Source organism: Janthinobacterium kumbetense, from assembly GCF_023703445.1.
Taxonomy (GTDB): Bacteria; Pseudomonadota; Gammaproteobacteria; order Burkholderiales; family Burkholderiaceae_D; genus Janthinobacterium; species Janthinobacterium kumbetense.
Window position 1 is genome coordinate 248,824 of the sequence record NZ_JAMQGR010000002.1, and the last position, 24,472, is coordinate 273,295.

At 61.6% G+C, this 24,472-nt stretch carries 21 protein-coding genes; 4 read left to right on the forward strand and 17 right to left on the reverse strand.

Features of this window, described 5'->3' with window-relative positions:
- Positions 1 to 28: 28 nt before the first annotated feature.
- Genes NCG91_RS08495 through pilM form a run of 3 tightly spaced genes read right to left on the reverse strand, consistent with a single transcriptional unit; the run spans position 29 to position 2,253 of the window.
- The gene (locus NCG91_RS08495; protein ID WP_251349383.1) at positions 29 to 1,060 is read right to left on the reverse strand and encodes a pilus assembly protein PilP; all 1,032 of its coding nucleotides are present in this window, start codon (positions 1,058 to 1,060) and stop codon (positions 29 to 31) included.
- 15 nt (positions 1,061 to 1,075) lie between these two features.
- A complete protein-coding gene (locus NCG91_RS28000; protein ID WP_285817089.1) occupies positions 1,076 to 1,624 on the reverse strand; it encodes a PilN domain-containing protein in 549 nt (182 codons plus the stop codon).
- Positions 1,621 to 2,253: a pilus assembly protein PilM gene (gene pilM / locus NCG91_RS08505; RefSeq protein ID WP_251349384.1), complete on the reverse strand. Its 633-nt coding sequence runs from the start codon at positions 2,251 to 2,253 to the stop codon at positions 1,621 to 1,623. The genes NCG91_RS28000 and pilM overlap by 4 nt, the downstream gene beginning before the upstream one ends.
- Positions 2,254 to 2,554: 301 nt before the next feature.
- Between pilM and NCG91_RS08510 the strand changes: the two genes are divergently transcribed.
- Positions 2,555 to 4,900 (forward strand): penicillin-binding protein 1A, encoded by a 2,346-nt coding sequence (locus tag NCG91_RS08510; protein ID WP_251349385.1) that lies wholly within the window; start codon positions 2,555 to 2,557, stop codon positions 4,898 to 4,900.
- A 66-nt stretch (positions 4,901 to 4,966) separates the two neighbouring features.
- Here the strand turns inward: NCG91_RS08510 and cyaY are convergent, their stop codons facing one another.
- Positions 4,967 to 5,296, reverse strand: coding sequence for an iron donor protein CyaY (gene cyaY / locus NCG91_RS08515; protein WP_251349386.1), 330 nt, complete (start codon positions 5,294 to 5,296; stop codon positions 4,967 to 4,969).
- Between cyaY and lptM the strand changes: the two genes are divergently transcribed.
- Positions 5,295 to 5,519 (forward strand): LPS translocon maturation chaperone LptM, encoded by a 225-nt coding sequence (gene lptM / locus NCG91_RS28005; protein WP_099378447.1) that lies wholly within the window; start codon positions 5,295 to 5,297, stop codon positions 5,517 to 5,519. The genes cyaY and lptM overlap by 2 nt on opposite strands.
- Here the strand turns inward: lptM and msrQ are convergent.
- The 5 genes from msrQ to NCG91_RS08545 form a co-directional block, all read right to left on the reverse strand.
- Entirely contained in the window at positions 5,516 to 6,169 is a 654-nt protein-coding gene (msrQ, locus tag NCG91_RS08525; protein ID WP_251349387.1) for a protein-methionine-sulfoxide reductase heme-binding subunit MsrQ, read from the reverse strand. The genes lptM and msrQ overlap by 4 nt on opposite strands.
- 9 nt (positions 6,170 to 6,178) lie before the next feature.
- Positions 6,179 to 7,156 (reverse strand): protein-methionine-sulfoxide reductase catalytic subunit MsrP, encoded by a 978-nt coding sequence (msrP, locus tag NCG91_RS08530; protein ID WP_099665732.1) that lies wholly within the window; start codon positions 7,154 to 7,156, stop codon positions 6,179 to 6,181.
- An 84-nt stretch (positions 7,157 to 7,240) separates the two neighbouring features.
- Entirely contained in the window at positions 7,241 to 8,392 is a 1,152-nt protein-coding gene (ccsB, locus tag NCG91_RS08535) for a c-type cytochrome biogenesis protein CcsB (RefSeq protein ID WP_034753239.1), read from the reverse strand.
- A 49-nt stretch (positions 8,393 to 8,441) separates the two neighbouring features.
- A complete protein-coding gene (locus tag NCG91_RS08540; RefSeq protein ID WP_251349388.1) occupies positions 8,442 to 10,538 on the reverse strand; it encodes a cytochrome c biogenesis protein ResB in 2,097 nt (698 codons plus the stop codon).
- A gap of 184 nt (positions 10,539 to 10,722) precedes the next feature.
- On the reverse strand, positions 10,723 to 11,394 hold the full coding sequence (locus NCG91_RS08545; RefSeq protein ID WP_251349389.1) for a c-type cytochrome: 672 nt from the start codon (positions 11,392 to 11,394) through the stop codon (positions 10,723 to 10,725).
- Positions 11,395 to 11,580: 186 nt separating this feature from the next.
- Here NCG91_RS08545 and yihA point away from each other — a divergent pair, with 186 nt between their 5' ends.
- Positions 11,581 to 12,318: a ribosome biogenesis GTP-binding protein YihA/YsxC gene (gene yihA, locus NCG91_RS08550; protein ID WP_077398853.1), complete on the forward strand. Its 738-nt coding sequence runs from the start codon at positions 11,581 to 11,583 to the stop codon at positions 12,316 to 12,318.
- 79 nt (positions 12,319 to 12,397) lie between these two features.
- On the opposite strand, the gene NCG91_RS08555 is transcribed toward yihA, so the two are convergent.
- The 5 genes from NCG91_RS08555 to NCG91_RS08575 form a co-directional block, all read right to left on the reverse strand.
- Entirely contained in the window at positions 12,398 to 13,285 is an 888-nt protein-coding gene (locus tag NCG91_RS08555) for a hypothetical protein (protein WP_251349390.1), read from the reverse strand.
- Between the two features lie 271 nt (positions 13,286 to 13,556).
- Positions 13,557 to 16,667, reverse strand: a complete 3,111-nt coding sequence (locus tag NCG91_RS08560; protein ID WP_251349391.1) for an efflux RND transporter permease subunit — start codon at positions 16,665 to 16,667, stop codon at positions 13,557 to 13,559.
- A complete protein-coding gene (locus tag NCG91_RS08565; protein ID WP_251349392.1) occupies positions 16,664 to 17,836 on the reverse strand; it encodes an efflux RND transporter periplasmic adaptor subunit in 1,173 nt (390 codons plus the stop codon). The genes NCG91_RS08560 and NCG91_RS08565 overlap by 4 nt, the downstream gene beginning before the upstream one ends.
- Positions 17,837 to 17,923: 87 nt before the next feature.
- Positions 17,924 to 19,282, reverse strand: a complete 1,359-nt coding sequence (locus tag NCG91_RS08570; protein WP_099665736.1) for an ATP-binding protein — start codon at positions 19,280 to 19,282, stop codon at positions 17,924 to 17,926.
- Positions 19,279 to 20,007, reverse strand: coding sequence for a response regulator (locus NCG91_RS08575; RefSeq protein WP_251349393.1), 729 nt, complete (start codon positions 20,005 to 20,007; stop codon positions 19,279 to 19,281). Before NCG91_RS08575 ends, NCG91_RS08570 begins: the two co-directional genes overlap by 4 nt.
- A gap of 186 nt (positions 20,008 to 20,193) precedes the next feature.
- On the opposite strand from NCG91_RS08575, the gene NCG91_RS08580 reads away from it, so the two are divergent.
- On the forward strand, positions 20,194 to 20,730 hold the full coding sequence (locus tag NCG91_RS08580; protein WP_251349394.1) for a Spy/CpxP family protein refolding chaperone: 537 nt from the start codon (positions 20,194 to 20,196) through the stop codon (positions 20,728 to 20,730).
- Positions 20,731 to 20,801: 71 nt separating this feature from the next.
- Here the strand turns inward: NCG91_RS08580 and dsbD are convergent, their stop codons facing one another.
- The 3 genes from dsbD to NCG91_RS08595 form a co-directional block, all read right to left on the reverse strand.
- Positions 20,802 to 22,751, reverse strand: a complete 1,950-nt coding sequence (dsbD, locus tag NCG91_RS08585; RefSeq protein WP_285817090.1) for a protein-disulfide reductase DsbD — start codon at positions 22,749 to 22,751, stop codon at positions 20,802 to 20,804.
- Positions 22,752 to 22,924: 173 nt separating this feature from the next.
- Positions 22,925 to 23,317, reverse strand: a complete 393-nt coding sequence (gene rplQ / locus NCG91_RS08590; protein WP_034753219.1) for a 50S ribosomal protein L17 — start codon at positions 23,315 to 23,317, stop codon at positions 22,925 to 22,927.
- A 133-nt stretch (positions 23,318 to 23,450) separates the two neighbouring features.
- Positions 23,451 to 24,428, reverse strand: coding sequence for a DNA-directed RNA polymerase subunit alpha (locus tag NCG91_RS08595; protein ID WP_008444343.1), 978 nt, complete (start codon positions 24,426 to 24,428; stop codon positions 23,451 to 23,453).
- Positions 24,429 to 24,472 lie beyond the last annotated feature (44 nt).

Below are 24,472 nucleotides of genomic sequence, written 5' to 3' on the forward strand. Positions count from 1 at the left end.
ATGGCGGCCAGCAGCATGCGGTGCGGCCTCATGGCACCGCCTCGGGCAGGCTGGCCTTCGCAGCCGCCCCCGCCGCCTGCAAGGCCAGGCTGCCGCGCCGCTCGCGCCAGGGACCATCCGCCTCGCGCAGCAGTTCACGGTACTGCACCGCCTGTTCACTGATATCCGTCACCACGCCGTGGTCTTGCCCCAGATACTGGCCCACCGCCACCCGGTACACGCGCTGGCCCGCCAGCAGCAGCGCGCTCAGGCGCCCGTCCTGTTGCACGCTGCCGACCATGCTGATGGCCGGCAAAGCCACGCTTTCCAGCGGTTCGCGCACGCGCCGCGGGTCGGGCCCCGCCACGGCGCCCCGTTGCCCCGGCGCGCCGGCGGACGGCAAGGCGCCAAAAGGATCGGCCAGAGCGGCGGCCTCGTACGGCTGTGGCGCGACAGCGGCAAGCGGACGCCATGCGGCAACGGATGCGCCCGCCTTGGGCGCCAAGGCGGCTTGCGCCGCCCGTTCCGTCGCTGCGGGCAAGCGATACGCGTGCAGCACGGCATCGAGGGTCAGCAAGCGATCCTTGCCGAGGGTCAAGGCCAGCCCATGCACCGTGACGATGCGCGGCAGGCGTGCCAGGTCCGCCAGCAGCGCGCCCATGGCGTGGTAGCCGCCGCGCAACTGTATGGCGATCGGCAAGGCGACATACGGCGCTTGCGGCTGGGCCGCACCGGGCTTGAACAGGGAAAATTGCAACCCGCGCGACTGGCCTGCGGCATTGATCTGCGTCAACAGCAGCGCCATCGCCTGCTGGTCGGGTAGTTGCTGTTCCAGCAAGGCCAGCTCGGCGCCGGCCTGGCGTTGCTGTGCGCGCCAATGCGGCAACTGCTGCGCCCTGGCTTGCGCCGACTGATAAGCGGCGCGCAAGCGAACCTCCTCGCCTTGCCCCGCCTGCATGGCCGTAAACAGTCCATCCAGCCACGCAAGGTGCAGCAGGGCCGCCGCCAGCGTCGCGGCCAGGGCGGCGCAAGCGAGGCGCGCGGATAGCGGCCACAGCGACGCGATCTTCAAGCTCAGCATGATCAACCTCCAGGACTAGGGTGCCAAAGCCAGCCGTACCGTCCATTCCACGGCGCCATCGGCCGCGCCGCGCACTTCCACCAATTCCGGCCGGGACCAGGGCGCCGCCTGTTCCAGCCCCAGCAGCAATGCCGCGACCTTGTCCTGCGACGCAGCCTGCCCCTGCAAGCGCACCATCGTCGTTTCCTGGCGCACACTGTGCAAGGCCACGCCAGCCGGCATCGCCCGCGCCAGCGCGTCCAGCATGCGCACCCAGGCATTGCGTTGCTGTTGCAAACTGCCCATGGCTTGCTGGCGCAGCAGCAGCGCCGCCGTCTCGCCCTGCACCCGCTGACCCGCGACAAGCACGGCATCGACTTGCTGCATGGCACTGCGCCAGCCCTCCTGGCGGCGCAGTTGCGCGTCGAGCTGGTACCGCAGCCAGGCCCCCGTCGCCACGGCCAGCAGCAGTCCCAGCAGCGCCCCGCCCGCCAGTTGCCACAGCAACAGCTGAATACGCCTGCGCCGTGCCGCGGGGCGATACGGCAACAGGTTGATGCGCTGCACTTGCGCCCGGACCGTCATCGGGCGTACCTGTGCAGGGCCAGGCCCCAGGCCAGCTGGTAGGCCACGCCACCGTCGGGCAGGGCTTGCCAGCCACCCTGCGCGAGCGCCGCCTGCAAGGCCATTGCCTCGCTATCCATGACGACGGCCTGCAAGCCCGCCGCCGTGGCCGCATCGAGACGGCGCTGTACGCTGGCGCGCCGCGCCGCCACCAGCAGCACGTCGACCTCCTGGCCTGTTGCGCCAGCCAGCGGCGGCGCGGGGCCGAGTATGAAAAAATCCAGGCTGGCGTCTTCCAGCGCAAACGGCATGTATTGGGCCGCTTCCAGTTCCACGAGGATTTCCAGCTGTTCCTCCGGCAATCCGGCGGGCAGGCGGATCGCATGCGTGATCAGGGCCGTGGCCGGCATGGCCAGCGCCACCCGCGTGCAGGCGCTGCCACTGTCGCGGTGGGCCTGGCGCAAGGCATCGGCCAGGCCCTCCGTGTCCTCGACATTGCCTTCCAGTATCACGCCGGGCGTCAGCGCAGCGGCGCCGCAATGCCGGCACGACAGTCTTCCCCGCCGGCGCCTCAACTCGACCACGCGCACGGCATCGTCCGCGATGTCGACGCCCAGCAAGCCGATGCCAAGAAAATTGCTGATGGACATGTTTTTCATAGAGAAACGTCAGCGTGGGAGAGTTCCTGCCATCCGACAGCCTAGTCCCGGCGGCGCCGGCTTGTAAATGGATTTCAGGCCGGAGTCTGCGGCGCGCGACGCCTATCTGGCCGGGCCGTGATCTGGCGCAGAATAATTGTTACCAAATCCTGGTTGCCAGCGGGCCAATACACGCTTATATAGAGTATCGGCAAGTTTCAACACTCTCCCCCGGCCAGCGCCACGGCGCGCTGCCACCCCGGCAAGCTCGCTTATAATTGGCCGGCATAATTAACCGAAAGACATACGACGCATGACATCTTCAAAATCCGCTGGCCCCGCTGGCTCGAAGCCGCCCACCAAGGGCAGCAAACCCAAACGTTTCCTGCTGATGGCCCTGGTATCGCTGCTGGGCCTGGGCATCGTCGGCGTCTTGCTGGTGGTCTTTGGCCTGGCCATGGCATATCCGAACCTGCCGGCGCTCGATACCTTGACCGATTACAAGCCAAAGATGCCGCTGCGCGTGTTCACGTCCGACAGTGTGCTGATCGGCGAATTCGGCGAGGAACGGCGCAACATGGTGCACATCAAGGATATTCCCGATGTCATGAAGAAAGCCGTGCTGGCCATCGAGGATGACCGCTTCTATGAGCATGGCGGCGTCGATTACCTGGGCATCACGCGTGCGGCCCTGCACAACCTGACGGGCGGCGCCAAGCAAGGCGCCTCGACCATCACGCAGCAGGTGGCGCGCAATTTCTTCCTGTCCAGCGAACAGACCCTGAAACGCAAGGCGTATGAAGTCTTGCTGGCCTGGAAGATCGAGAAAAACCTCAGCAAGGATCAGATCCTCGAAGTGTATATGAACCAGATTTATCTGGGACAGCGTGCCTACGGCTTCGCCTCGGCCGCGCAAATCTATTTCGGCAAGAATATTCAGGATCTCACCGTGGCGGAAGCGGCCATGCTGGCCGGCTTGCCTAAGGCGCCGTCGGCCTACAACCCCGTCGTCAATCCGAAACGCGCGCGCATGCGCCAGCAATACATCCTGCAACGCATGGCCCAGCTGGGCTACATCACGCCGGCGCAATACGAAGAAGCGAAAAATGAAGAGCTGAAAGTGAAAACCGACAGCAGCGCCTTCGGCGTGCATGCGGAATATGTGTCGGAAATGGCGCGCCAGCTGGTCTACGAGCAATTCAAGGAAGATACCTATACGCGCGGCCTGAACGTCTACACCACCATCACCAAGGCCGACCAGGACGCCGCCTACATCGCCTTGCGCAAGGGCGTGATGGATTACGAGAAACGCCACGGCTACCGCGGCCCGGAAGCGTATATCGAGATTCCAAAAACCAAGGCCGAAGCCGATGACGCGATCGAGACGGAACTCGCCGACCATCCGGACAGCGACGACATCATCGCCGCCATGGTGCTGCAAGCGTCGCCCAAATCGTTGCAGGCAGTCACCTCGGCCGGCGAGGAAATCACGATTACCGGCCCCGGCCTGACGTTCGGCGCGGCCTGGCTGTCGGAAAAAGCGGCGCCGAACCGCCGCATCAAGCGCGGCGCCGTGATCCGCGTCATGCAGGAAGGCAATACCTGGGTCTTGACGCAGATGCCGGAAGTGCAATCGGCGTTCGTCTCGGCCAGCACCACGGACGGCGCCATCCGCGCCATGGTGGGCGGCTTCGACTACAACCGCAACAAGTTCAACCACGTCACGCAGGCGTGGCGCCAGCCCGGTTCGGCCTTCAAGCCCTTCATCTATTCCGCTTCGCTGGAACGGGGCCTGTCGCCGGCCACCATCATCAACGATGCGCCGATCTCGTTCGACGCGGGCCAGACGGGCGGCCAGGCATGGGAACCGAAGAACTACGACAGCAAGTACGATGGTCCGATGACCATGCGCAAGGGCTTGATGAAATCGAAGAACATGATTTCCATCCGCATCCTGCACAAGATCGGCGCCAAATATGGCCAGGAATACGCGACGCGCTTCGGCTTTGACGCGGACAAGAACCCGCCCTACCTGACCCTGGCCCTGGGCGCCGGCAACGTGACGCCGCTGCAGATGGCGGGCGCGTATGCCGTGTTCGCCAATGGCGGCTACAAGATCAACCCGTATCTGATCGCCAAGGTGACCGATAGCGACGGCAATGTCTTGTCGCAAGCCAAGCCGGACCTGGCAGGCGAGGAAGCCAACCGCGTCATCGACGAGCGCAATGCCTTCATGATGAACAGCATGCTCAACGACGTCGTGCGCTTCGGCACCGCGAACAAGGCCATGGCCTTGAAGCGCCCTGACCTGGCCGGCAAGACGGGCACGACCAACGATTCCATCGACGCCTGGTTCGCCGGCTACCAGGCCAAGCTGGTGGGCATCGCCTGGATCGGCTACGACCAGCCGCGCAACCTGGGCAACCGGGAAACGGGTGGCGGCCTGGCCTTGCCGATCTGGATCAGCTACATGGCGAAAGCCCTGAAAAGCATTCCCGTCGAGGAACGCGCCGTGCCGGAAGGCCTGATCCGCGTGGGCGACGAGTATTACTATGCGGAAAATCCGCCGGGCACGGGCGTAGGCAGCCTGGAAGGCGCGGCGCGCGGCACGCCGGAGGAAGAAAAGGCGAAAGAAGCCGTCAAGAACGAACTGTTTTAAGATCGTTTGATGCAAAAAGGGCAGCCTGAAGAGGCTGCCCTTTTTTATGACGCACGGCTAAGACAATTACTTCAATACGACTGCCGTGCCTGCCTGCTCACTGGCCATGGCCGACAGGGCCGCAAACAGTTCCGAGCCGTCGCGCGTGTTGCGCCATTCGCCATCCACGCGCTTGTAGTGGAAACCGCCGGAACGGGCCGCTACCCACATCTCGCGCATGGGGGCCTGGCTGTTGACGATGATTTTCGTGCCGTTATCGATGAATTCGATTTCCAGCACATTGCCGCTGCGGCTGCATTCGACGTCGAGCACGTCTTCATCGTTCAGCCGGTCCAGCGCCGCCTCGATCTGGGTCAGGGTGGCTTCGGCCAGGGCCAGGAATTCCGATTCGCTCATGCTACACTCCAAAGATCTTAATCAAACCGTGATTCTAATCGTGAAGTCATCCTCAGCGTTTTATATCGGCACCGCCATTGTGGTTTCTAGCGTCCTGGCCGGCTGCGGCCAGCCCGGCCCCCTATACCTGCCCAAGCCGCCAGCGGCCAAGGGCGCGCCGGCAAAAGGCCCGGTCGAACCGGCGCCCGTGCCGCCGCCACCGGTCATCGTGCCAGCCACCTAAACGGCACGCACCGGGGTGGCTGCGTTGGCCGCCCTGGCGCTTTTGACTCGCTTGCTCCAGGCGAAATACACGCGAATTAGCAGCAGTAGCGCGACGATGGAGCCGAACAGTATCGGTTGCGCGAAATTGTGCTTGCCCGCCTTCATCCACCAGAAGTGCAGGATGCCCAGCGGCGCGATGATGTAGATCAAGCGGTGCAGCCACTGCCAGCGCTTGCCCCCCAGGCGTTTCACCATGCCGTTCGTGCTCGTGACGGCCAGCGGGATCAGCAGTACGAAAGCGATGAAACCCACGGTGATGAACGGCCGCTTGAGTACATCCTTCCACATTTCCTGCACATCAAAAAAGTGATCGAACCATAAAAAGGTGGTGAAGTGCAGTGTCGCGTAGAAAAACGCGAACAGGCCCAGCATGCGCCGCAGCTTGATCAGCCAATTCCATTGCGTGAAGCGCCGCAAGGGCGTGACCGCCAGGCTGATGCACAGGAAATACAGGGTCCAGTCGCCCGTGCCGCGCGTGATGAATTCCAGCGGCTCCACCAGTTGCCCCGTGTACGTCAGCCAGACCATGCGGGCAAACGGCAGCAGCGCCAGCAAGAAGATCAGGCTTTTGAATAGCGACAATTGTCTCGGCGTGGGGTTGAGGGCCATGGTCTTTCCTTAAAAGAACTTCTTCAGGTCCATGCCCGCGTACAAGGAAGCGACATCGTTGTAGCCATTGAACATCAGGGTCTTGCGCTTGCGCGTGAGAAAGCCGTCTTCGCCGATGCGTCGCTCGGAAGCCTGCGACCAGCGCGGATGATCGACGTTCGGGTTCACATTCGAGTAAAAACCGTATTCGGACGGCGCCGACAGGTTCCAGGACGTGCGCGGCTGTTCCTTGACGAAACGGATCTTGACGATGGATTTGGCAGACTTGAAACCATATTTCCACGGCAACACCATACGCACGGGCGCGCCATTCTGGTTCGGCAAGGTTTCGCCATACATGCCCAGGGTCAGCAGCGCCAGCGGATGGTTCGCTTCATCGATGCGCAAACCTTCCGTATACGGCCATTGCAGCACGCGGCTGCCCACGCCCGGCATCTGTTTCTTGTCGGCCAGGGTGATGAATTCCACATACTTGGCATTGCCCGTCGGTTCGACCTTCTTGATGATTTCCGAGAAGGAATAACCGACCCACGGGATGACCATCGACCAGCCTTCCACGCAGCGCAGCCGGTAGACGCGCTCTTCCAGCGGCGCCAGCTTCAGCAGCGCATCCAGGTCCAGGGTCATGGGTTTCTTGACTTCGCCTTCGATGCTGACCGTCCACGGACGCGGGCGCAGGGTGCCCGCGTTTTGCGCCGGATCGCTCTTGTCCGTGCCGAATTCGTAGAAATTGTTGTAGCTGGTGGCGTCTTTATAGGCCGTCTGTTTTTCCAGCGCCGAATAGGCGGGATTCAGTTTGGCAGCCAGCTTGGGATTGGTGCCCTGCGCGAAGGCTTCGCGGCTGGCCATTTCCAGCAAGGCCGCGCTGGACATCGTGCCCAGCGCCACTTGCTTGATGAAACTGCGGCGCGATTCGAACACGGCGCGCGGCGTGATTTCGGAAGAATACGGCAACTCAATGCCGTTGGGACTGCGCTTGATCAACATGGCGGCTCCGGGAAAAGGTGATTATTTGTACCTTACACCAGTTTTCCCGGGCCGTTCATGACGCTTCTGTCATGCAAAAAACAATTAAAGCTTGCCGTAAGAATGCAAACCAGAAAGGAACATATTCACGCCCAGGAAGGCAAACGTCGTCACCAGCAAACCCACCAGCGCCCACCACGAGGCGACGCGGCCGCGCAAGCCTGTCATCAGGCGCATGTGCAGCCAGGCTGCATAGTTGAGCCAGACGATCAGCGCCCACGTTTCTTTCGGGTCCCACGACCAGTAGCCGCCCCATGCTTCGGCCGCCCACAGGGCGCCCAGGATGGTCGCTACCGTGAAGAAAGCGAAGCCCACGGAAATGGCCTTGTACATCACGTCGTCGAGCACTTCCAGCGACGGCAGGCGGTCGACCAGGTAGCCGCTCGATTTGAGCAGGTAAGCCGCCGCCACCATGGCCGACAGGGCGAAGGTACCGTAGCCGATGAAGTTGGCCGGCACGTGGATCTTCATCCACCAGCTTTGCAGGGCCGGCACCAGCGGCTGGATTTCGGCCGCGTCGCGCGTGACCGTGTACCACATCAGGAACACGACGGCCGCCGAAATGACCAGCATGACGAAGGCGCCCAACTGGCGCGTCGCGTAATGCTGCTCGTAATACAGGTAGAACATGGCCGTGATCAAGGAAAACAGGATGAACACTTCATACAGGTTCGACACGGGAATATGGCCCACGTCGGCGCCGATCAGGTAAGACTCGTACCAGCGCACCAGCATGCCCGTCAGGCCCAGCACCACGCCGGCCCAGCACAGCAGGGAGCCGACGGACGAGCCGAATTCCGAGCGCGCCACCAGGCCGATCCAGTAGAACAGGGTCGACAGCACGAACAGGGTGCCCATCCACAGGATGGCGGACTGGCTCGACAAGATGTATTTCAGGAAGAATTTCTGATTCGCCATCTCCAGGTGGCCGGCGTACAGCTCGATGGCGAACAGCGACAGCACGGCTGCCACGGGGATCAGCCAGCGCACGGGCTTCCAGTACCAGCCCAGCCACGCGAACGTGGGCGCCGCGGCCAGCAAGATGGCTTTTTCATAGATATCCATGAAGGCGCCAAAACGCATCAGGCCGAACAGGGAGGCTGCCAGCAAGCCGGCGCCGTACAGCCAATCGATCAGGCTCAGGCGCTTGAAAAATCCTGGTTCCTGCGTATATATTTGCTTGTTTGCCAATTCCATCATTTTCTCCATTCCCGGCGACGCGCAAGCGTCCCGGACACAGCGCAGCTTACGCCGATTGCGGCAGCTTTGCCTTCAAGTTCTCAAATTCTTTTTCAAAATCCAGGGTCTTGCGTTGCGTGCTCATGGCCATCAAGGCCTCGCTGCCGCCCTCGCCATCCTTGATCCACACCCACAGGCGGCGCTCGCGGATATAAAACATGGAAAATACGCCGATCACGAGGAACAGGCAACCGAGGTAGACAACGCTCTTGCCCGGCGACCGCGTCACTTGCAGCACGGACGCCTTGATTTCCGTAAAGTCGTCGAGTTGCAGATACACGGGCGCGCCATAGAAGAAGCTGTCGGACAGCGCATTCGTGGCCAGCTGCAGGAAGCGGCCGTGCTTGTCATCGGCCTCGATGGCCTTCAAGCCATCCTGGGCGCGCGCCGCCTGCCACAAGTCCCACAGGCTGCCATTCAAGATCTTCATGAAGATATCGGCCGCTTTTTCTTGCTCGGCGGCAGGAATTTTCTCCAGGAAACGTGAAATGGCGAGGAAACCGCCCTCTTGTCCATTGCCGGCAAAGATGCCCAGGCTCTTCGCCGCCGATTCCTGCAACTGGCTGCGCAAGGCTTCCGCGCCCGCCTGCGGCATGGCGCGCGCCGCATAGCGCGTGGCGGCTTGCTGGCGCAGCGCGGGATCCTGCAGCGCGGCACGCAAGCGCATCCATTCGTTCACGCTGTAATTGTCATCGGCGGGAATGCGCAGATAGCTGAACGGATCGCTGGGGTTGACGCGCATGCCTGCCAGAAACACCGTCGTGCCATCCACGGCGACCGGCTGCATATAGTTCTGGTATTCGCGCGCCTGGCCCGTCTTGTCGCGCAATTTGTATTGCACCGAGGGGCCCACGTTCTTGAGATCCTTGTTGTTCGCGTTCTTCGCGGCGGAACCGAGGCGCTTGTCCAGGCCGACGGCGAATTTATCGTTAAAACTTTCCGCCTTGTTGACGGCGCGCACATCCTGGCCCGCGCTGAGGTTTTCCACGTTGAAGGGACGGAAACCCGACCATTCCACCGTGTAGGAATTGCCATCGCTGCGCTCAAGCGGCGTGCTGCCGCCCACTTCGCCGCCGATATCGAAGCGTTTCGTCGTCTTGCCCGTCATCGGATAACCCGTCAACTTGAGCTTGCTGCCGCCATCCTCAAAGCTGGACTGGTACAGGGCCAGGCCCTTGTAAAGCAGCGGCTGGTTGACTTTGATAGTCGCAGGGAAACTTTCACCCGTTGCATGGTCGGTGATGACGACATCGCTGGCAAACAGCTTCGGCATGCCCGTGCTGTAAAAATCGATGTGGAATTTCTTCAACAAGATCGTGATGGGCAAATCCTGGATCAGCACGCCATCGGCCTGGGGAATGATGGCCGTGTTGCTCGACGAGCCTTCCGGGATCATGGTATTGCCGCGGAACGTGGGGTTCGACAGGCTCAGGCGGTGCTGGGCCGGAATGTCGGCGATCACGCCGCTGCCGGAAAACGGCGTCTTGCCAAAGAACCATTGCTGTACGCGGATCGGCATTTCCGAGTCGAGCAAGCCGCCCACGCAGATGATGACGATGGCGCCGTGGGCAAAGATATAGCCCCATTTATTGGCGGCGCCCCGCTTGGCCGCCACCAGGGTGGCGTTGTCCTTCTCGACCACCTTGGCACGGTAGCCGGCGTCTTTCAGGCGCATCACCATCTGCTGCGCCAGCACGGCGCGCGGCAGCGGCGCCTGCCATTCCAGCTTGTGGTGGAAATTGCGCAGGGATTGCTCGCGCACATTGTCACGCCAACTGCGCATATCCTTGAGCATCTTCGGTGCATTGCGCACGATGCACAGCGAGGTCGAGGCGACGAGGAAACCCATGATCACGAGGAACCACCAGGCCGAGTACACGGAATACAGGCTCAGCTTGTCGAAGACGGCGAACCAGAACGGACCGAACTGGTTCACATAATTGGGCATGGGCTCGTTTTGCTTGAGCACGGTGCCGATGATGGAGGCGACGGCAATCAGGGTCAGCAGGCTGATGGCAAAGCGCATCGACGAGACCAGCTCGACGAATTCAGCCAGGCTGCGGCGTTGGGTCTTTAACTCGATTCCGGTCGTGCCTGTGCTCATACGTGGATACTCATACGGGATATGCAATCTTCAAGAAAATGTGGCATGGAGCTGATAGTTTCTCCGCGCAAGGCGGCAGCATACTCCTGTTTGGCCCCTGCCATAAAAAAGGGCAGCCTGTTGAGACGGCCGCCCTCGTTCATGCGCGCTGGTGCGCCTGGCAATCTCTTGCCACTATGAAAACTTACTTCAGGCCGGCGATGTAATCGGCAACGGCGGCGATCTCGTCATCCGACATGCGGGCGGCGATGGTGTGCATTTGCGCGCTGTTCTTGCGGGCATCAGCCTTGGTGCTGCGGAACATGGTCAGCTGGGCCACCGTGTAATCCTGGTGCTGGCCGGCGATGCGCGGGTACTGGACGGGAATGCCATTGCCCGTCGCGCCATGACAGCTGGCGCAGGCGGCAACTTGCTTGGAAGCAATACCACCACGGTAGATTTTCTTGCCCAGGTCGATCGTATCCTTGTTTTTCGCGGCGCCCGGCTTGGACAGTTGCGCGCCCAGGTAGGCGGCGATATTCTTCTTGTCGGCGTCGCTGAGCATCTTCGCGTACGTCGTCATGACGGGCTGGCTGCGTTCCGGCGTGGTGAAGTCGACCAATTGCTTGTAGATATAGCTTTCGTGCTGACCGGCCAGTTTCGGATTGACCGTGATGGTCGAATTGCCGGCCGCGCCATGGCAGGAGACGCAGGCAGGCAAGCCGCGCGCCGCATCGCCATCGGCGTACAGGGTGGCGCCCTTGGCGGCGTCGGCCTTGACGGCCGGTTTCGCTGCTTCGACCGCGGAGGCAGTTGTCGATACAGCCAGCAATGCGAGCAGCATGGATTTGATAAACGGTGAAAACGCACGATTCATTCAGGCACCCTGAGACAGTGAGAAATTAGTGGTGGACATTGCCGCGCCCTGTGGATTTTTGCTTTATTTTCAGGGCCGCAAGCCGCATCGCTGCTACGCCGGCAACAATAAACAACCCCTTATTGTACAATAGCTTCTTGGCGTTATCGCTCCCTTATCGCTCCCTTTTGTTGCTTTACTACTCCCATGTCAAAACTCTGGCAAGCCCGCTTCTTTACGACCGTCAACCAATTGCGTGACCTGCCCGATACCACGGTGCCGGAAATCGCCTTTGCCGGCCGCTCCAATGCCGGTAAATCGACCGCCATCAACATCTTGTGTAATCAGAAAGGCTTGGCGTTCGCCTCCAAGACACCTGGCCGTACCCAGCACATCAACTACTTCTCCATCGGCGGCGCCCACGTGGCGCAGCACCGCAAGGATGCCACCATCGTCGAAGAGATCGAATGCCTGCTGGTCGACTTGCCGGGCTACGGCTACGCGGAAGTATCGGGCTCGGCCAAATTGCACTGGCAGCGCCTGCTGGGCGACTACGTGCAGCGCCGCGAGCAATTGGCGGGTTTGATCCTGATCATGGATTCGCGCCGCCCGTTCACCGACCTGGACATTCAAATGCTGGAATGGTTCGCCCCGACCGGCAAGCCGATCCACTGCATCCTGACCAAGGTCGATAAGCTGAACCGTAATGAATCCGTGAATGCCTTGCGCCAGGCGAAAGCCAAGCTCGACAGCTATGTGGATGAAGACGGCGTCGGCTTCCCGTTCACCGTGCAACTGTTCTCGGCCCTGAAACGCGTCGGCATCGACGAAGCCAACGACAAGATCATGGAACTGGCCGGCATCAGCGAAGACGGCGCGGCCCAGATGGTCGAATTGATCGACATGGAAGACGACGTCGAGCCTGAATCGGACAAACCGGCTTGATCGAGATCAACGCTGCGTAAAAAAAGGCTGCCCGTTCACACGGTGCAGCCTTTTTTATTGCCGTCAGTTTGACGGGCGCCTAGCGCCGTCCCGGCCCTGGCCGCTTCTCGGAAAAGAATTCCTGGCGCAGGAAAGCCATCAGCTCGGCCGTGTCTTCCACGCGGGCGCTGAGGTTGACGTTACGCCCCAGGCGACGCGATTCCCACACGAAGTCGCCCGGTTTTTCGGCACGGATCAGCTGGATCATCTTCTTCAGGATGGCCGTTTCGATATCGGGCTCATTGCCCAGCTCCACTTTTTCCTGCTTCAGCCAGTTGCGCTTGAAGTTGCCATTCCAGCCCTTGAACTTGACTTCCGCGCTGAACGAGGTCTGGTTGACGATGGAAAACACGCCGCCCGAATCCTCGCGGTCGCTGCCGGAATTGCGTCCCTGGGCGCCGGCGATATTCGCCTTGGCCACGCGCATGGCGCGGTCGTTTTCGCTTTCCTCGGCCGGCGGCGCGGGATTTTGCGCCTGACGCTGCTTGCGGCGCTGCTCGATCATCGAACTCATGTCTTCAGCGGGCGGCGGCGGCAACGGCACTTTCGACACCAGCGGCGGCGTGAAGGTTTCCAGTTTCGGCTTGTCGCGCGGCACGTCTTTCGTGACCACGCGCTTGCTCGGCGCCGGTGGCGGTTTGACCTTGGCCACTTTCGTGTCCTTCGGTTTCGGCGTGGGTTTCGGTTGCGGCTTCGGCTGCGGCTTGTCTTTCAGCGGCGCAATGTAGACCATCGCGCTTTCCTTCTTCGGCGGCGGGATCTTTTCGATCTTGTCGCTACGCAACAGGACATACGCCGCCAGCAGCACGTGCAGCAAGACGGACACGCCGAGCGCCACCTTGCGCATGGTGCTGGTCTTGGACCCGTAGGCCGGTGGTGGCTGGATGACTTGCCCGCAGGTGGGGCAAACATCGGAATCGGCAGCCATCAAATGGGTCGTGTCATGCAAAATGAATCGTGCTTTCTGTGTAGCGACAAAAGTAATCTTACAGGGCAGCCATAGTGCCAGAGTCCCTTGCTTTTGGGAACACTTCCTCGGCATTTCCAACCCGAAGCGTACAGGATAGCGACTTTCCTTGCAGCGGTATCAGCGTACCCTAGCCATCCCTTGACGGTTGTTACCGTATGTATCACGGCCCATACAAAACCGGCGCCGCATTCACTCAGGAACGGGGCGCCGGTGCTGGCCGTATGGCGGATCAGGCCTTGTTGTCGAGCGCCACCAATTGCTCGTCCGTCAACGGTCCCGTACCGCTGTACTTGTCCAGGAACAGATAAATCACGGGGGTGATGAACAGGGTAATCACTTGCGAAAAGAGCAATCCCCCGACCACGGCCAGGCCCAGCGGCTGGCGCAGCTCGGCGCCGGCGCCCAGGCCCAGGGCGATCGGCAAGGCGCCCATCAAGGCCGCCGCCGACGTCATCATGATGGGACGGAAACGCAGGATGCAAGCCTGGCGGATGGCCTCCGCCGGCGCCAGCCCGTCGTTGCGCTGCGCATGCAGGGCGAAGTCGATCATCATGATGGCGTTTTTCTTGACGATGCCGATCAGCATCAAAATGCCGATGATGGCGATCATGGTCAGGTCCATGCCGAACAAGCGCAAGGTCAATAGCGCCCCCACAGCTGCCGATGGCAAGCCGGCCAGGATGGTCAGCGGGTGGATATAGCTCTCATACAACACGCCGAGCAGCACGTAGATCACGGCCAGCGCGGCAATGATGAGGATGATCTGGCTGGACTGCGAGCTCTGGAACACGGCCGCGTCGCCGCCGTAGCGCGTGATGATGGAGGCCGGCAAGCTCATGTCCTTGGCCATCGCGTCGATCTTGCCCGTGGCGATGCCCAGCGGCACGTCCGGCGCCAGGTTGAAGGCGATGGTAACAGCCTGCAACTGCCCCTGGTGATTCACGGACGTGGGCCCGATCGTGCGTTCCACGTAGGCAATACTCGACAGTTTCACCAGTTCACCCGTCTTGCTGCGCACGGACACGCGCGTGAGCGCATCGTCGTACTGGCGGTCTGCCGTGGCCGCCTCCAGGATCACGTAATAGCTGGCTGCCGACGAATAGATGGTCGACACTTGTCGCTCGCCAAAAGCGCTGTACAGGGCCGTGCGGATATCGGACATTTGCACGCCCAGCAGATTGGCCTTGTCGCGGTCGATCCTGAGCGACGCCTGCAAGCCCTTGATCTGCGAATCGCTGGTAACGTCGCGGAAGGCCGGATCCGTGCGCATGCCGGCAATAAACTTTTCCGCCCAGTCATTCAAGGCGTCGGGACTGACGCTTTGCAAGGTGTACTGGTAGCGGCTCTTGCTCTGGCGTCCGCCCAGCTGCAAGTTTTGCACGGGCCGGAAATACACGGCCATGCCGGGCACGGTGCTCGTCGCGCGGCGCAGGTTTTCCAGCACCACCGGCATTTTCGGCCGCTCGTTGCGCGGTTTCAAGACCATGAACATGCGTCCCGTGTTGCCGCCGCCGACGAACGAGGTCACATCCTGCACGCTGGGGTCCGCCTTGAGCACGGCCGCCACGCGGGCTTGCAAATCCTGCAGTGCCGCCGAGGAAATGTCTTCCGACGCTTCCGTATTGACCTGGATCTGGCCCAGATCTTCTTCCGGGAAGAAACCTTTCGGTATCGTGGCGTACAACAGCACCGTCAGCGCAAAGGTACACACGGCAATGAACAGCACCACGTTGCGGTGCGCCAGGGCCTTGTCGAGCAGATGCACGTAACCGTTGCGCAACTTCGTGAAACCCGCTTCGAAATGGCGGCCGATGAAGGTTTTTTCGCCATGGCTGGGGTCGCTGTCATTATGCTCGCGCGAATCGGCCGGCAGGAAGCGGCTGGCCAGCATCGGCACCAGGGTCAGCGAGACGATGGCGGACACCAGCACGGCCAGCGAGACGACAACGGCGAATTCATGGAACAGCAAGCCGATCACGCCCGGCATGAAGAAGATGGGAATGAACACGGCCACCAGCGAGACGGAAATCGAGATGATGGTAAAGCCCATCTCTTTCGCCCCTTCCAGGGCCGCGCGTATCGGTTTCTTGCCCATCTCGATATGGCGCACGATGTTTTCCAGCACCACGATGGCATCGTCGACGACCAAGCCGACGGCCAGGGTAATGCCCAGCAGCGAGACGTTGTCGAGGCTGTAGCCGAGCCAGTACAGCAGGGCCAGGGCGCCCAGCAGGGAAATCGGCATGGTGACGGCAGGAATGAAGGTGGCGGCCGCGCGGTGCAGGAACAGGAAGATCACCAGCACCACCAGCACCACCGTCAGGGCCAAGGTCAAATTCACGTCGTGGATAGCTTCGCGTATCGACAGCGAACGGTCGTTAACCAGACTGATCTGTATCGATTGCGGCAATTGTTCCTTGAACCCAGGCAACAAACGGCGCACGCCATCGACCACTTGCACGGTGTTGGCATCCGGTTGGCGCTGCACCATCAGGCTGATCGAGCGCTCACCGTTGAAACTGCCGACGGCCTTGATCGATTGAAAGCTGTCTTCCACCTCGGCCACGTCTTTCAGGCGCACGGGCTGGCCATTGCGGCTGGCGACGATCAATTCAGCAAAATCGGCCGCTTTCATCATTTGCGGATTGCCCTGGATGGTCAGGGTCTGGCTCGGGCCGTCAAGGATGCCCAGCGGGGAATTCGTGTTCGACGTGCGCAAGGCGGTGGCCAGCTCGTCCATCGTCAGGTTGCGCGCATTCATCAGGTCGGCACGGGCGCGCACGCGCACGGCAAAGCGCTTCTGGCCATTCACGATCACCTGGGCCACGCCAGGCAGGGTCGACAGGCTCGGGGCGATCAGGTTTTCCGCATAATCGTTGAGATCCGACAAGTTCAGCGATGGCGACGTCATCTGGATGAACAGCACCGGCGCATCGGCCGGATTGACCTTGCGGTAGGATGGCAAGTCCGTCATTTCCGTCGGCAACTGGCGCTGCGCGCGCAGCAGCGCGGCTTGCACGTCGACGGCCGCCTCGTTGACATTGATGCTGGCGTCAAATTCCAGGGTCAGCGAGGTATTGCCCAGCGTGCTCGTGGACGTGATCAGGCTGAGGCCGGAAATGGTGGAAAATTGTTTTTCCAGCGGCAAGGCCACCGACGAGGCCATGGTTTCCGGGCTGGCGCCGGCCAGGTCGGCACTGACGTTGATGACGGGCGTGTTGTAGCTCGGCAAGGCCGCTACGGGAATTTGCAGGTAGGCCAGCACGCCGGCCAGGATGATGGAGAGGGACAGCAGCACCACCATGACGGGGCGGCGGATGCTCAGTTCGGACAGGTTCATGCTGGCTTGCCCTGCGGTGCGGCGGCGCCATCGGCGGCCTTGTGTTTTTCCGCCAGGCGCACCTTACTGCCTGGACGCAAGTTCTGCTTGCCATCGACGATGACTTTTTCATCGCCTGCCAGGCCCGTGACGACGGCGCTCGGCCCGAACGCGTACACGCGGGTAATCTTGCGCATCTTGGCCGTACTGTCCGCCTCCATCGAGTACACGAAGGTACCGGAAGTACTCGTGATGATGGCGTTTTGCGGGATCACCAGCGCATCCTTGAGGGTGCGCACGGTCAGCTGCGTATTCACGTACTGGCCTGGCCACAGGTCGGTGCCGCCATTATTGAAACGCGCCTTGATCCGGATCACACCGGTGGCGGAATCGACGGCATTGTCGATAAAGTTCAGTTTGCCGTCGAGCTGCTTGCCGCCCGCATCGGACAACAGCGCCGTGACAGGCACCTCGCCCGCCTTTTGCGCCGCCAGCAAGCCGGACAGGCTGCTTTCCGGCAAGGTGAACGACACGTCGATCGGGTCGAGCTGGGTGATGCTGGTGAGCGACGTGGTCGGCTGCACCAGGCTGCCCGCATAGACATTGATGGCCCCTACCCTGCCCGCCTGCGGCGCGCGCAGGACGGTGTAGCTGGAGTCCACCTGGGCGGCGCGCAAGGCGGCCTGGTCGGCAGCCAGCAAGGCGCGTGCCGCGTCGAGCTGGCTTTGCAGGGTATCGACGGCGCCTTGGGCAATAAAGTTCTTGCTCAGTAAATCCTGGCTGCGCTTGAGCTGGCGCTCGAGGTCCTGCACCGAGGCGCGGTCGCGCAAGACCTGCGCCTGCGCCTTGTCGACATTCGCGTGTTCGCTGCGCGCATCGAGAGTGAACATCAGCTCGCCCTGCTTGACGAACTGGCCTTCGCGGATATGCACCTTGGTAATCGTGCTGGTCGTCTGCGGGTGCAAGTCAACGCTGCTGATCGGCATCACGCTGCCATTGGCTTGCAGCACCATCGGCACATCCTGGCGCACCGGAACGACCACGCTCACCGTCGTCGGCGCCTGTCCGCCCTTGCCCCCTTTACCATCCTGCCCACCGCTCGCCGCGCCGGGCTGATGATTGAAATACCAGATGCCGCCGCCGATACACAGGGCCGCACCCACGAGGATTGCCAGACTAGTCTTTTTCATTGTTCTGTCACGCTGTCGCAGCGCAGGGCTGCTGGTTGAAGGTAGTTGCCAGGGGGCATAAAGCACAATATTGTCGCACGGAAATGCTCACTTTCCTGCGTAATACTCAGGCACGATGAGGGTGACTTCCAGTCCACCGTCGACATGATTGAGCAGTGAAACCGTGGCGCCATGCTGTTCGGCGATATTGCGCGCGATGGTCAGGCCCAAGCCCGTGCCGCCCGATTCGCGCGAACGCGAAGTCTCGATGCGGTAAAACGGTTCGAACACTTTAGCCAATTGATCTGGCGCAATGCCTGGCCCCCCGTCGCGGATGCGGATGCGCGCGGCACCCGGGATGCGCTCGACGGCAACCTGCGCGTACAGGCCATATTTGACGGCATTGTCGATCAAGTTCACCAGGCAGCGCCGCATGGCGATCGGGCGCGCCATCAAGGCCATGCCTGCCTGCCCGTTGAGGGTGACTTTCTGGCCGGCATCAGCCGCGTCGGAACAGACGCTATCCAACAGGGAATCGAGGTCGAGCGCCTGCATCGCTTCCGTGCTATCCATCGAGCGGGCCAGGTCCAGCCCTTCCTTGACCATGCTCTGCATGGCTGACAGGTCGCCCACCAGGCGATCATACAATTCCGTATCGGCCACTTTTTCCAGGCGCAGGCGCAAGCGCGTCAGCGGCGTCTGCAAGTCGTGCGTGATGGCCGCCAGCATTTGTGTCCGCTGGGAAATATGCTGGCGGATGCGCGCCTGCATGGCATTGAAGGCGGCGCTGGCCTGGCGGATCTCGCTGGCGCCCGACAGGGTCAGCGGCGGATGGTTGATGTCGTTGCCCAGGTCTTTCGCCGCCTGCGCCAGCTGCTTGAGCGGGCGCATGGTCATGCGCGTGACCAGGTAGGCGAGGATGGCGATGCTGATCAGGAAAGGCAGCAAGGTCATCCAGTCGTTGTGTTCATTGAACGGCGGCTGCTGGCGCGGCGGCAAGACCATCAGGCGCAGCACGTGGCCATCCTGCATGCGCACGTCGAGGTTTTCGCACGTGCCACCCCATGGCTTGGCGGCAAACATGCCCGGCGTCTGGCGCGGTTTGACGCAGGCGGCCGGACGTTCGGCCAGCGCGCTGACCTTGAAACCTTCACCCAGCTTGGCTTGCAGCGCGGTGGAAAACTCCGTCGGCGCGCCGGGCGTATGTTCCGTTTCGGGACGCAGTTCCAGGCGCACGCTGCCCTTGTTGGCCACTTTCAGGTAGGCGGCGCGCGAGGCCAGCGGCACCACGTCGGCCGCCATCACCAGCTGCTCGGCCCGCTCGACGGCGTGGTAGTCGCGGTATTGCTCGATGGCGCGCTGGCGCTCGCCCACGGCCAGCCACTGCGTCAGCGCGGCCGATGCGACGATGCCGATCAACAGGAACATGAAGACGCGGCCCGTCATCGACCCCAGGAAGGCCTTCACGCGTGGGGCTCCACATTGACCTGGCCGGCCAGCACGTAGCCGCCGTTGCGCACGGTCTTGATGATTTGCGGCAAGCGGGCATCTTCACCGAGCTTTTGCCGCAGGCGGCTGATCTGGATATCGATCGAGCGGTCGAACGGGTCAGCGTCGCGGCCCTGCGTTAGGTTCAGCAGCTGGTCGCGGTTGAGCACGCGGTTCGGGTGTTCCAGGAACACGCGCAGCAAGCGGAACTCCGCGCCCGACAGCATGATCACCAAGCCGCTGGGATTGACCAGGTGGCGCGCCGTCAAGTCCAGGGTCCAGCCGGAAAAGCGGATTTGCTGCGCCTTGTCCGATGGCACGTTCGACGGCATGGCATGGCTGCGGCGCAACACGCTGCGTATGCGCGCCAGCAATTCACGCGGTTCGAACGGTTTCGGCAAGTAATCGTCGGCGCCCATTTCCAGGCCCAGGATGCGGTCCAGCGGTTCATTGCGCGCCGTCAACATGATCACCGGCACCGTCGATTGGGCGCGCAGCTTGCGGCACAGGGTCAGGCCATCGTCGCCGGGCAGATTCAAGTCCAGCACGATCAGGTCGGGCCGCGTTTCGTCGAGGATTTTCCACATGGCCGTGCCATCTGCCGCGCCCAGGGTGCGGTAGGCGTTCGTTTCCAGGTAGTCCGCCAGCAAGCTGCGGATATCGCGGTCATCGTCGACGATGAGAATTGTAGAAGTGGGTTCCATGGTACGAATTATCCCCACTTCCCCCGGCCTTGCACAGCGCATTTGTATCGTCTTGTATATAGGAGACCCGAAGAAACATATAGATACAAACTGTCTGGCAGCGGACACTTCGGGGAAACATGGCGCGTCCAACATGGATTCATGTGCAGCAGCATGTACATCCCTCACTTTTACAAAGGAATCCAGATGAACGCCTCAATGACAACCTTGCGCAAGAATTTGATCATCGCCATGAGCGTACTCGGCATGGGTGCGGCATCGCTGACCGTCCACGCCCAGGAAGCGGCCGCCAGCGCGCCTGCCGCCAGTACCAAGATGCAACACGATGGCCAGCACCGCGGCGGCAACCCGGCCGAGCGCATGGCCAAGTACCAGGCCCGCCTGCACGACAAACTGAAGCTGACGGCCGCGCAGGAACCGGCCTGGGCCACTTTCACGGCCGCCAATGCGCCGAAAAAACCGATGGGCGACTGGAAAGCCAAGCACGAAGCGATGGCCAAGCTGTCGGCGCCGGAACGCATGGAGCAATGGATCGCCATGTCGAAGGAGCGCATCGCGAACCAGGAAAGCCGCCTGGCCTCGCTGAAAACCTTTTATGCCGTGCTGACACCGGAGCAAAAGAAAGTGTTTGACGACAGCGTGCCTGGCGGCAAGCACGGCGGCCACCGCGGTGGGCACCGTGGCGCTCACGACGGCATGCAGCAGCATCCCAAAGCCGGCTAAGTTGTAGCGGGTGTAAACACAGAAAAAGCCTGCAATGCAGGCTTTTTCTTATTGACGAGACAAGTGACCGCTTACTGCCCGTCGAGCTTGCGCAAGGAGGTCAGGAAGGTGGCGGCGTTCTGGAAACCGATCACGCGCGATTGGGCGATTTCCTGTCCTTGCGGGTTGAACATGATGATGCCCGGCGGGCCGAACAGCTGAAAACGTTTCAGCATGGCCTTGTCGTCGGCATCATTGGCCGTCACGTCCACTTGCAGCAGCACGGCTTGCCCCATCTTCTCGCGCACGGCGGGATCAACGAAGGTCAGTTTTTCCATTTCGATGCAGGACACGCACCAGTCCGCATAAAAGTCCAGCAGGGCCGGCTTGCCATTGAGCTGGGCCAACGCCGCATCGAGCTGCGCCACGGTCTTTACGCGCATAAACGGTTGCGCATGCACTTGCCCGCCGCCGAGGTGGGCCAGCGGCGCCAGCGGATCGCGGCCACCGCTGGCCACGCCCACCAGTTGCATCGCGCCCAGCACGGCAAATACGAGGCCGAAGGCCTTGGCGATCCAGGCATTCTTCGCGCCGCTCTTGCCCACCAGCAAATACATGCCATAGCCGACGAACAACACCGTCCAGCCCAGCATCTGCACGGCGCCCGGCAGAACGGGCGAGACCAGCCACCAGGCCACGCCCAGCTGCAGTACGCCAAAGAAGCGCTTGACGGCGTCCATCCAGGCGCCGGCGCGGGGCAGCAAGGTGCCGGCCGACACGCCCACCAGCAGCAGAGGCACGCTCATGCCCACCGCCATGGCAAACAAGGCGCTGCCGCCGATGACGACGTCGCGCGTCTGGCTGATGTACAGCAAGGCGCCGGCCAGCGGCGCGGCCACGCAGGGTCCCACGATCAGGGCGGAAATGGCGCCCATGACGAACACGCCCGCCAGGCGGCCAGATGATTGCTGGTTCGACACGGACGTCAGCTTGCCTTGCAGGAAAGCCGGCACTTGCAGCTCATACAAACCGAACATCGACAGCGCCAGGCCCGCCATCAGCAGGGCAAAGAAGCCCAGCACCCACGGATTTTGCAGCTGGGCCGCCAGGCCTTCGCCTGCCAGGCCGGCCGCCACGCCCAGCGCCGTGTAGACGATGGCCATGCCCAGCGCGTACGTCAGCGACAGCAGCAAGCCGCGCGAACGGCTGACCTTGGTGCCATCGCCGATGATGATCGACGACAAAATCGGCACCATCGGCAGCACGCACGGCGTAAATGCCAGGCCCAGGCCCAGCAGCATGAACAGGGGCACGATGACGAGCAGCTTGCCGCCCTTCAGGGCCGCTTCGATCTTGCCCGTCTCGCTTTGCGCGGGCGCAGGGCTGGCCGCCACGGGCGCTGCCGCTACCGGCTCGGGCGTGCTGGTGATATTGGCCTGGGGAATGCTCATGACGGACACGCCAGGCGACGCCTGCGCCTGCGGGCCGTTGACGGCGGCCGTGTCGACTGCCGGCGCGGCCGGCAAGGCGAATTTCGACGGCAAGCCGCCCGGCGCCATGCTCTGGCCGCCGCCACCGCCCACCAGCTGGGTCGTGGCATCCTGCGGCGCATAGCACAGGCCCTTGTCCGAGCAGCCCTGGCCCGTCGCCTTCAGGGTGAACGCGCCACCCGCCTCCACGGGAATGGTGATGGTGAGGGTCTGGCGGAAGGTTTCCACGTTCTTCTGGAAAGTGTCGTCGAACTTGACCTTGCCCTTCGGATACACGGGCGTACCCAGCTTGGCCCCCACGGCTTCGAACTTGAAGCGCTCGTGGTACATATAGTAGCCATCGGCAATCACATAGGTGACGGCGATGGTGGACGGGTCCTGCATGCGGGCGGAAAATTTAAACGCCAGCTCGGGGTCGAGGAATTCATCGTCGGCACGGGCCTGGGTGGCGCCAAAGACGGCCATGGCCAGCAGCATACAGGTAGCAAGCCAGATCAGCAGTTGATGTAGGGGAGCGGCGCGCGCGGTGGCGCTGGAAGGGAAACGGGACATGAACAACCTTTTTCTGCGGCATCAGCTGTGCCATTCGACAAGAGTCGCGCGGAGCAGGCAGCGCTTGTGCCGGGCCGGCGCGAAAGAAGAATAGTACACCGCAGCAAGGATAGCTGCAGCAGAAAACAAAAAAGCCAGGCTAGGCCTGGCTTTCTTAGATGCAATTACTGGGATTACTCGCCAGCAACTTCAACTGCTTCGGTCGTATCTGGACGATCCATCAGTTCAACGAACGCCATAGGAGCGTTATCGCCGACGCGGAAACCCATTTTCAGGATACGCACATAACCACCGTTACGGTTGGCGAAACGTGGGCCCAGTTCAGCGAACAGTTTGACGACCATTTCACGGTCGCGCAGGCGGTTGAAGGCCAGACGCTTGTTTGCCAGGGAGTCGGTTTTGCCCAGGGTCAGAATTGGCTCGACAACGCGGCGCAGTTCTTTTGCTTTTGGCAGGGTGGTTTTGATCGCTTCGTGACGCAGCAGCGATACTGTCATGTTGCGCAGCATTGCCAGACGGTGGGACGAGGTACGATTCAGTTTACGGAGGCCGTGACCGTGACGCATGATAAATCCTTTCGGTGAGTGTTTAAATTCCAGCTCTTCGATCAATGAGGCAGAAGCTTCATCGCGGGCCGGTTTGGTGCTACAAAATAAAAGCCTGGGACACCTGTCCCAGGCAGTTTGCTACAACTACGTATTACTTTTCCAGGCCGGCAGGCGGCCAGTTTTCCAGCTTCATGCCCAAGGTCAAGCCGCGCGATGCCAGCACTTCCTTGATTTCGTTCAGGGACTTGCGGCCCAGGTTTGGCGTTTTCAGCAGTTCGTTTTCCGAACGTTGGATCAGGTCGCCGATGTAGTAGATGTTTTCCGCTTTCAGGCAGTTCGCCGAACGCACGGTCAACTCCAGGTCGTCGACTGGACGCAACAGGATAGGATCGACCAGCGGAGCGCGCGATGGCGCTTCGGCGGCGGCTTCCGTGCCTTCCAGGGCAGCGAACACATTCAACTGGTCCACCAGGACGCGGGCCGACTGGCGGATCGCTTCTTCCGGCGAGATCACGCCGTTGGTTTCGATGTTGATGATCAGCTTGTCCAGGTCGGTACGCTGTTCAACGCGGGCCGATTCAACGAAGTACGATACACGGCGCACTGGCGAGAACGACGCATCCAGGATGATGCGGCCGATGGTCTTGTTCGTGTCTTCCGACAGGCGACGCACGTTACCAGGAACGTAGCCGCGGCCTTTTTCAACCTTGATCTGCATGTCCAGCTTGCCACCAGCGGTCAGGTGGGCGATCACGTGGTCAGGGTTGATCAGTTCGACGTCATGCGGCAGGTCGATGTCGGAGGCCAGGATCGCGCCTTCGCCTTCTTTTTTCAGGGTCAGGGTTACCGAATCGCGGTTGTGGACTTTGAAAACCACACCCTTCAAGTTCAGCAACAGATCGACGACGTCTTCTTGCACGCCATCGAGGGAGGAATATTCGTGGACGACGCCAGCGATCGTCACTTCGGTCGGCGCGTAGCCTACCATCGACGACAGCAGAACGCGGCGCAACGCGTTACCCAATGTGTGGCCATAGCCGCGCTCGAACGGTTCCATCACGACTTTGGCGTGACCTGCACCGAGAGCTTCAACATCGATAATACGTGGCTTCAACAAACTGTTTTGCATGAAATGTCCTTTTCAATACCCTCGGCTCATTACACCGATAAGGC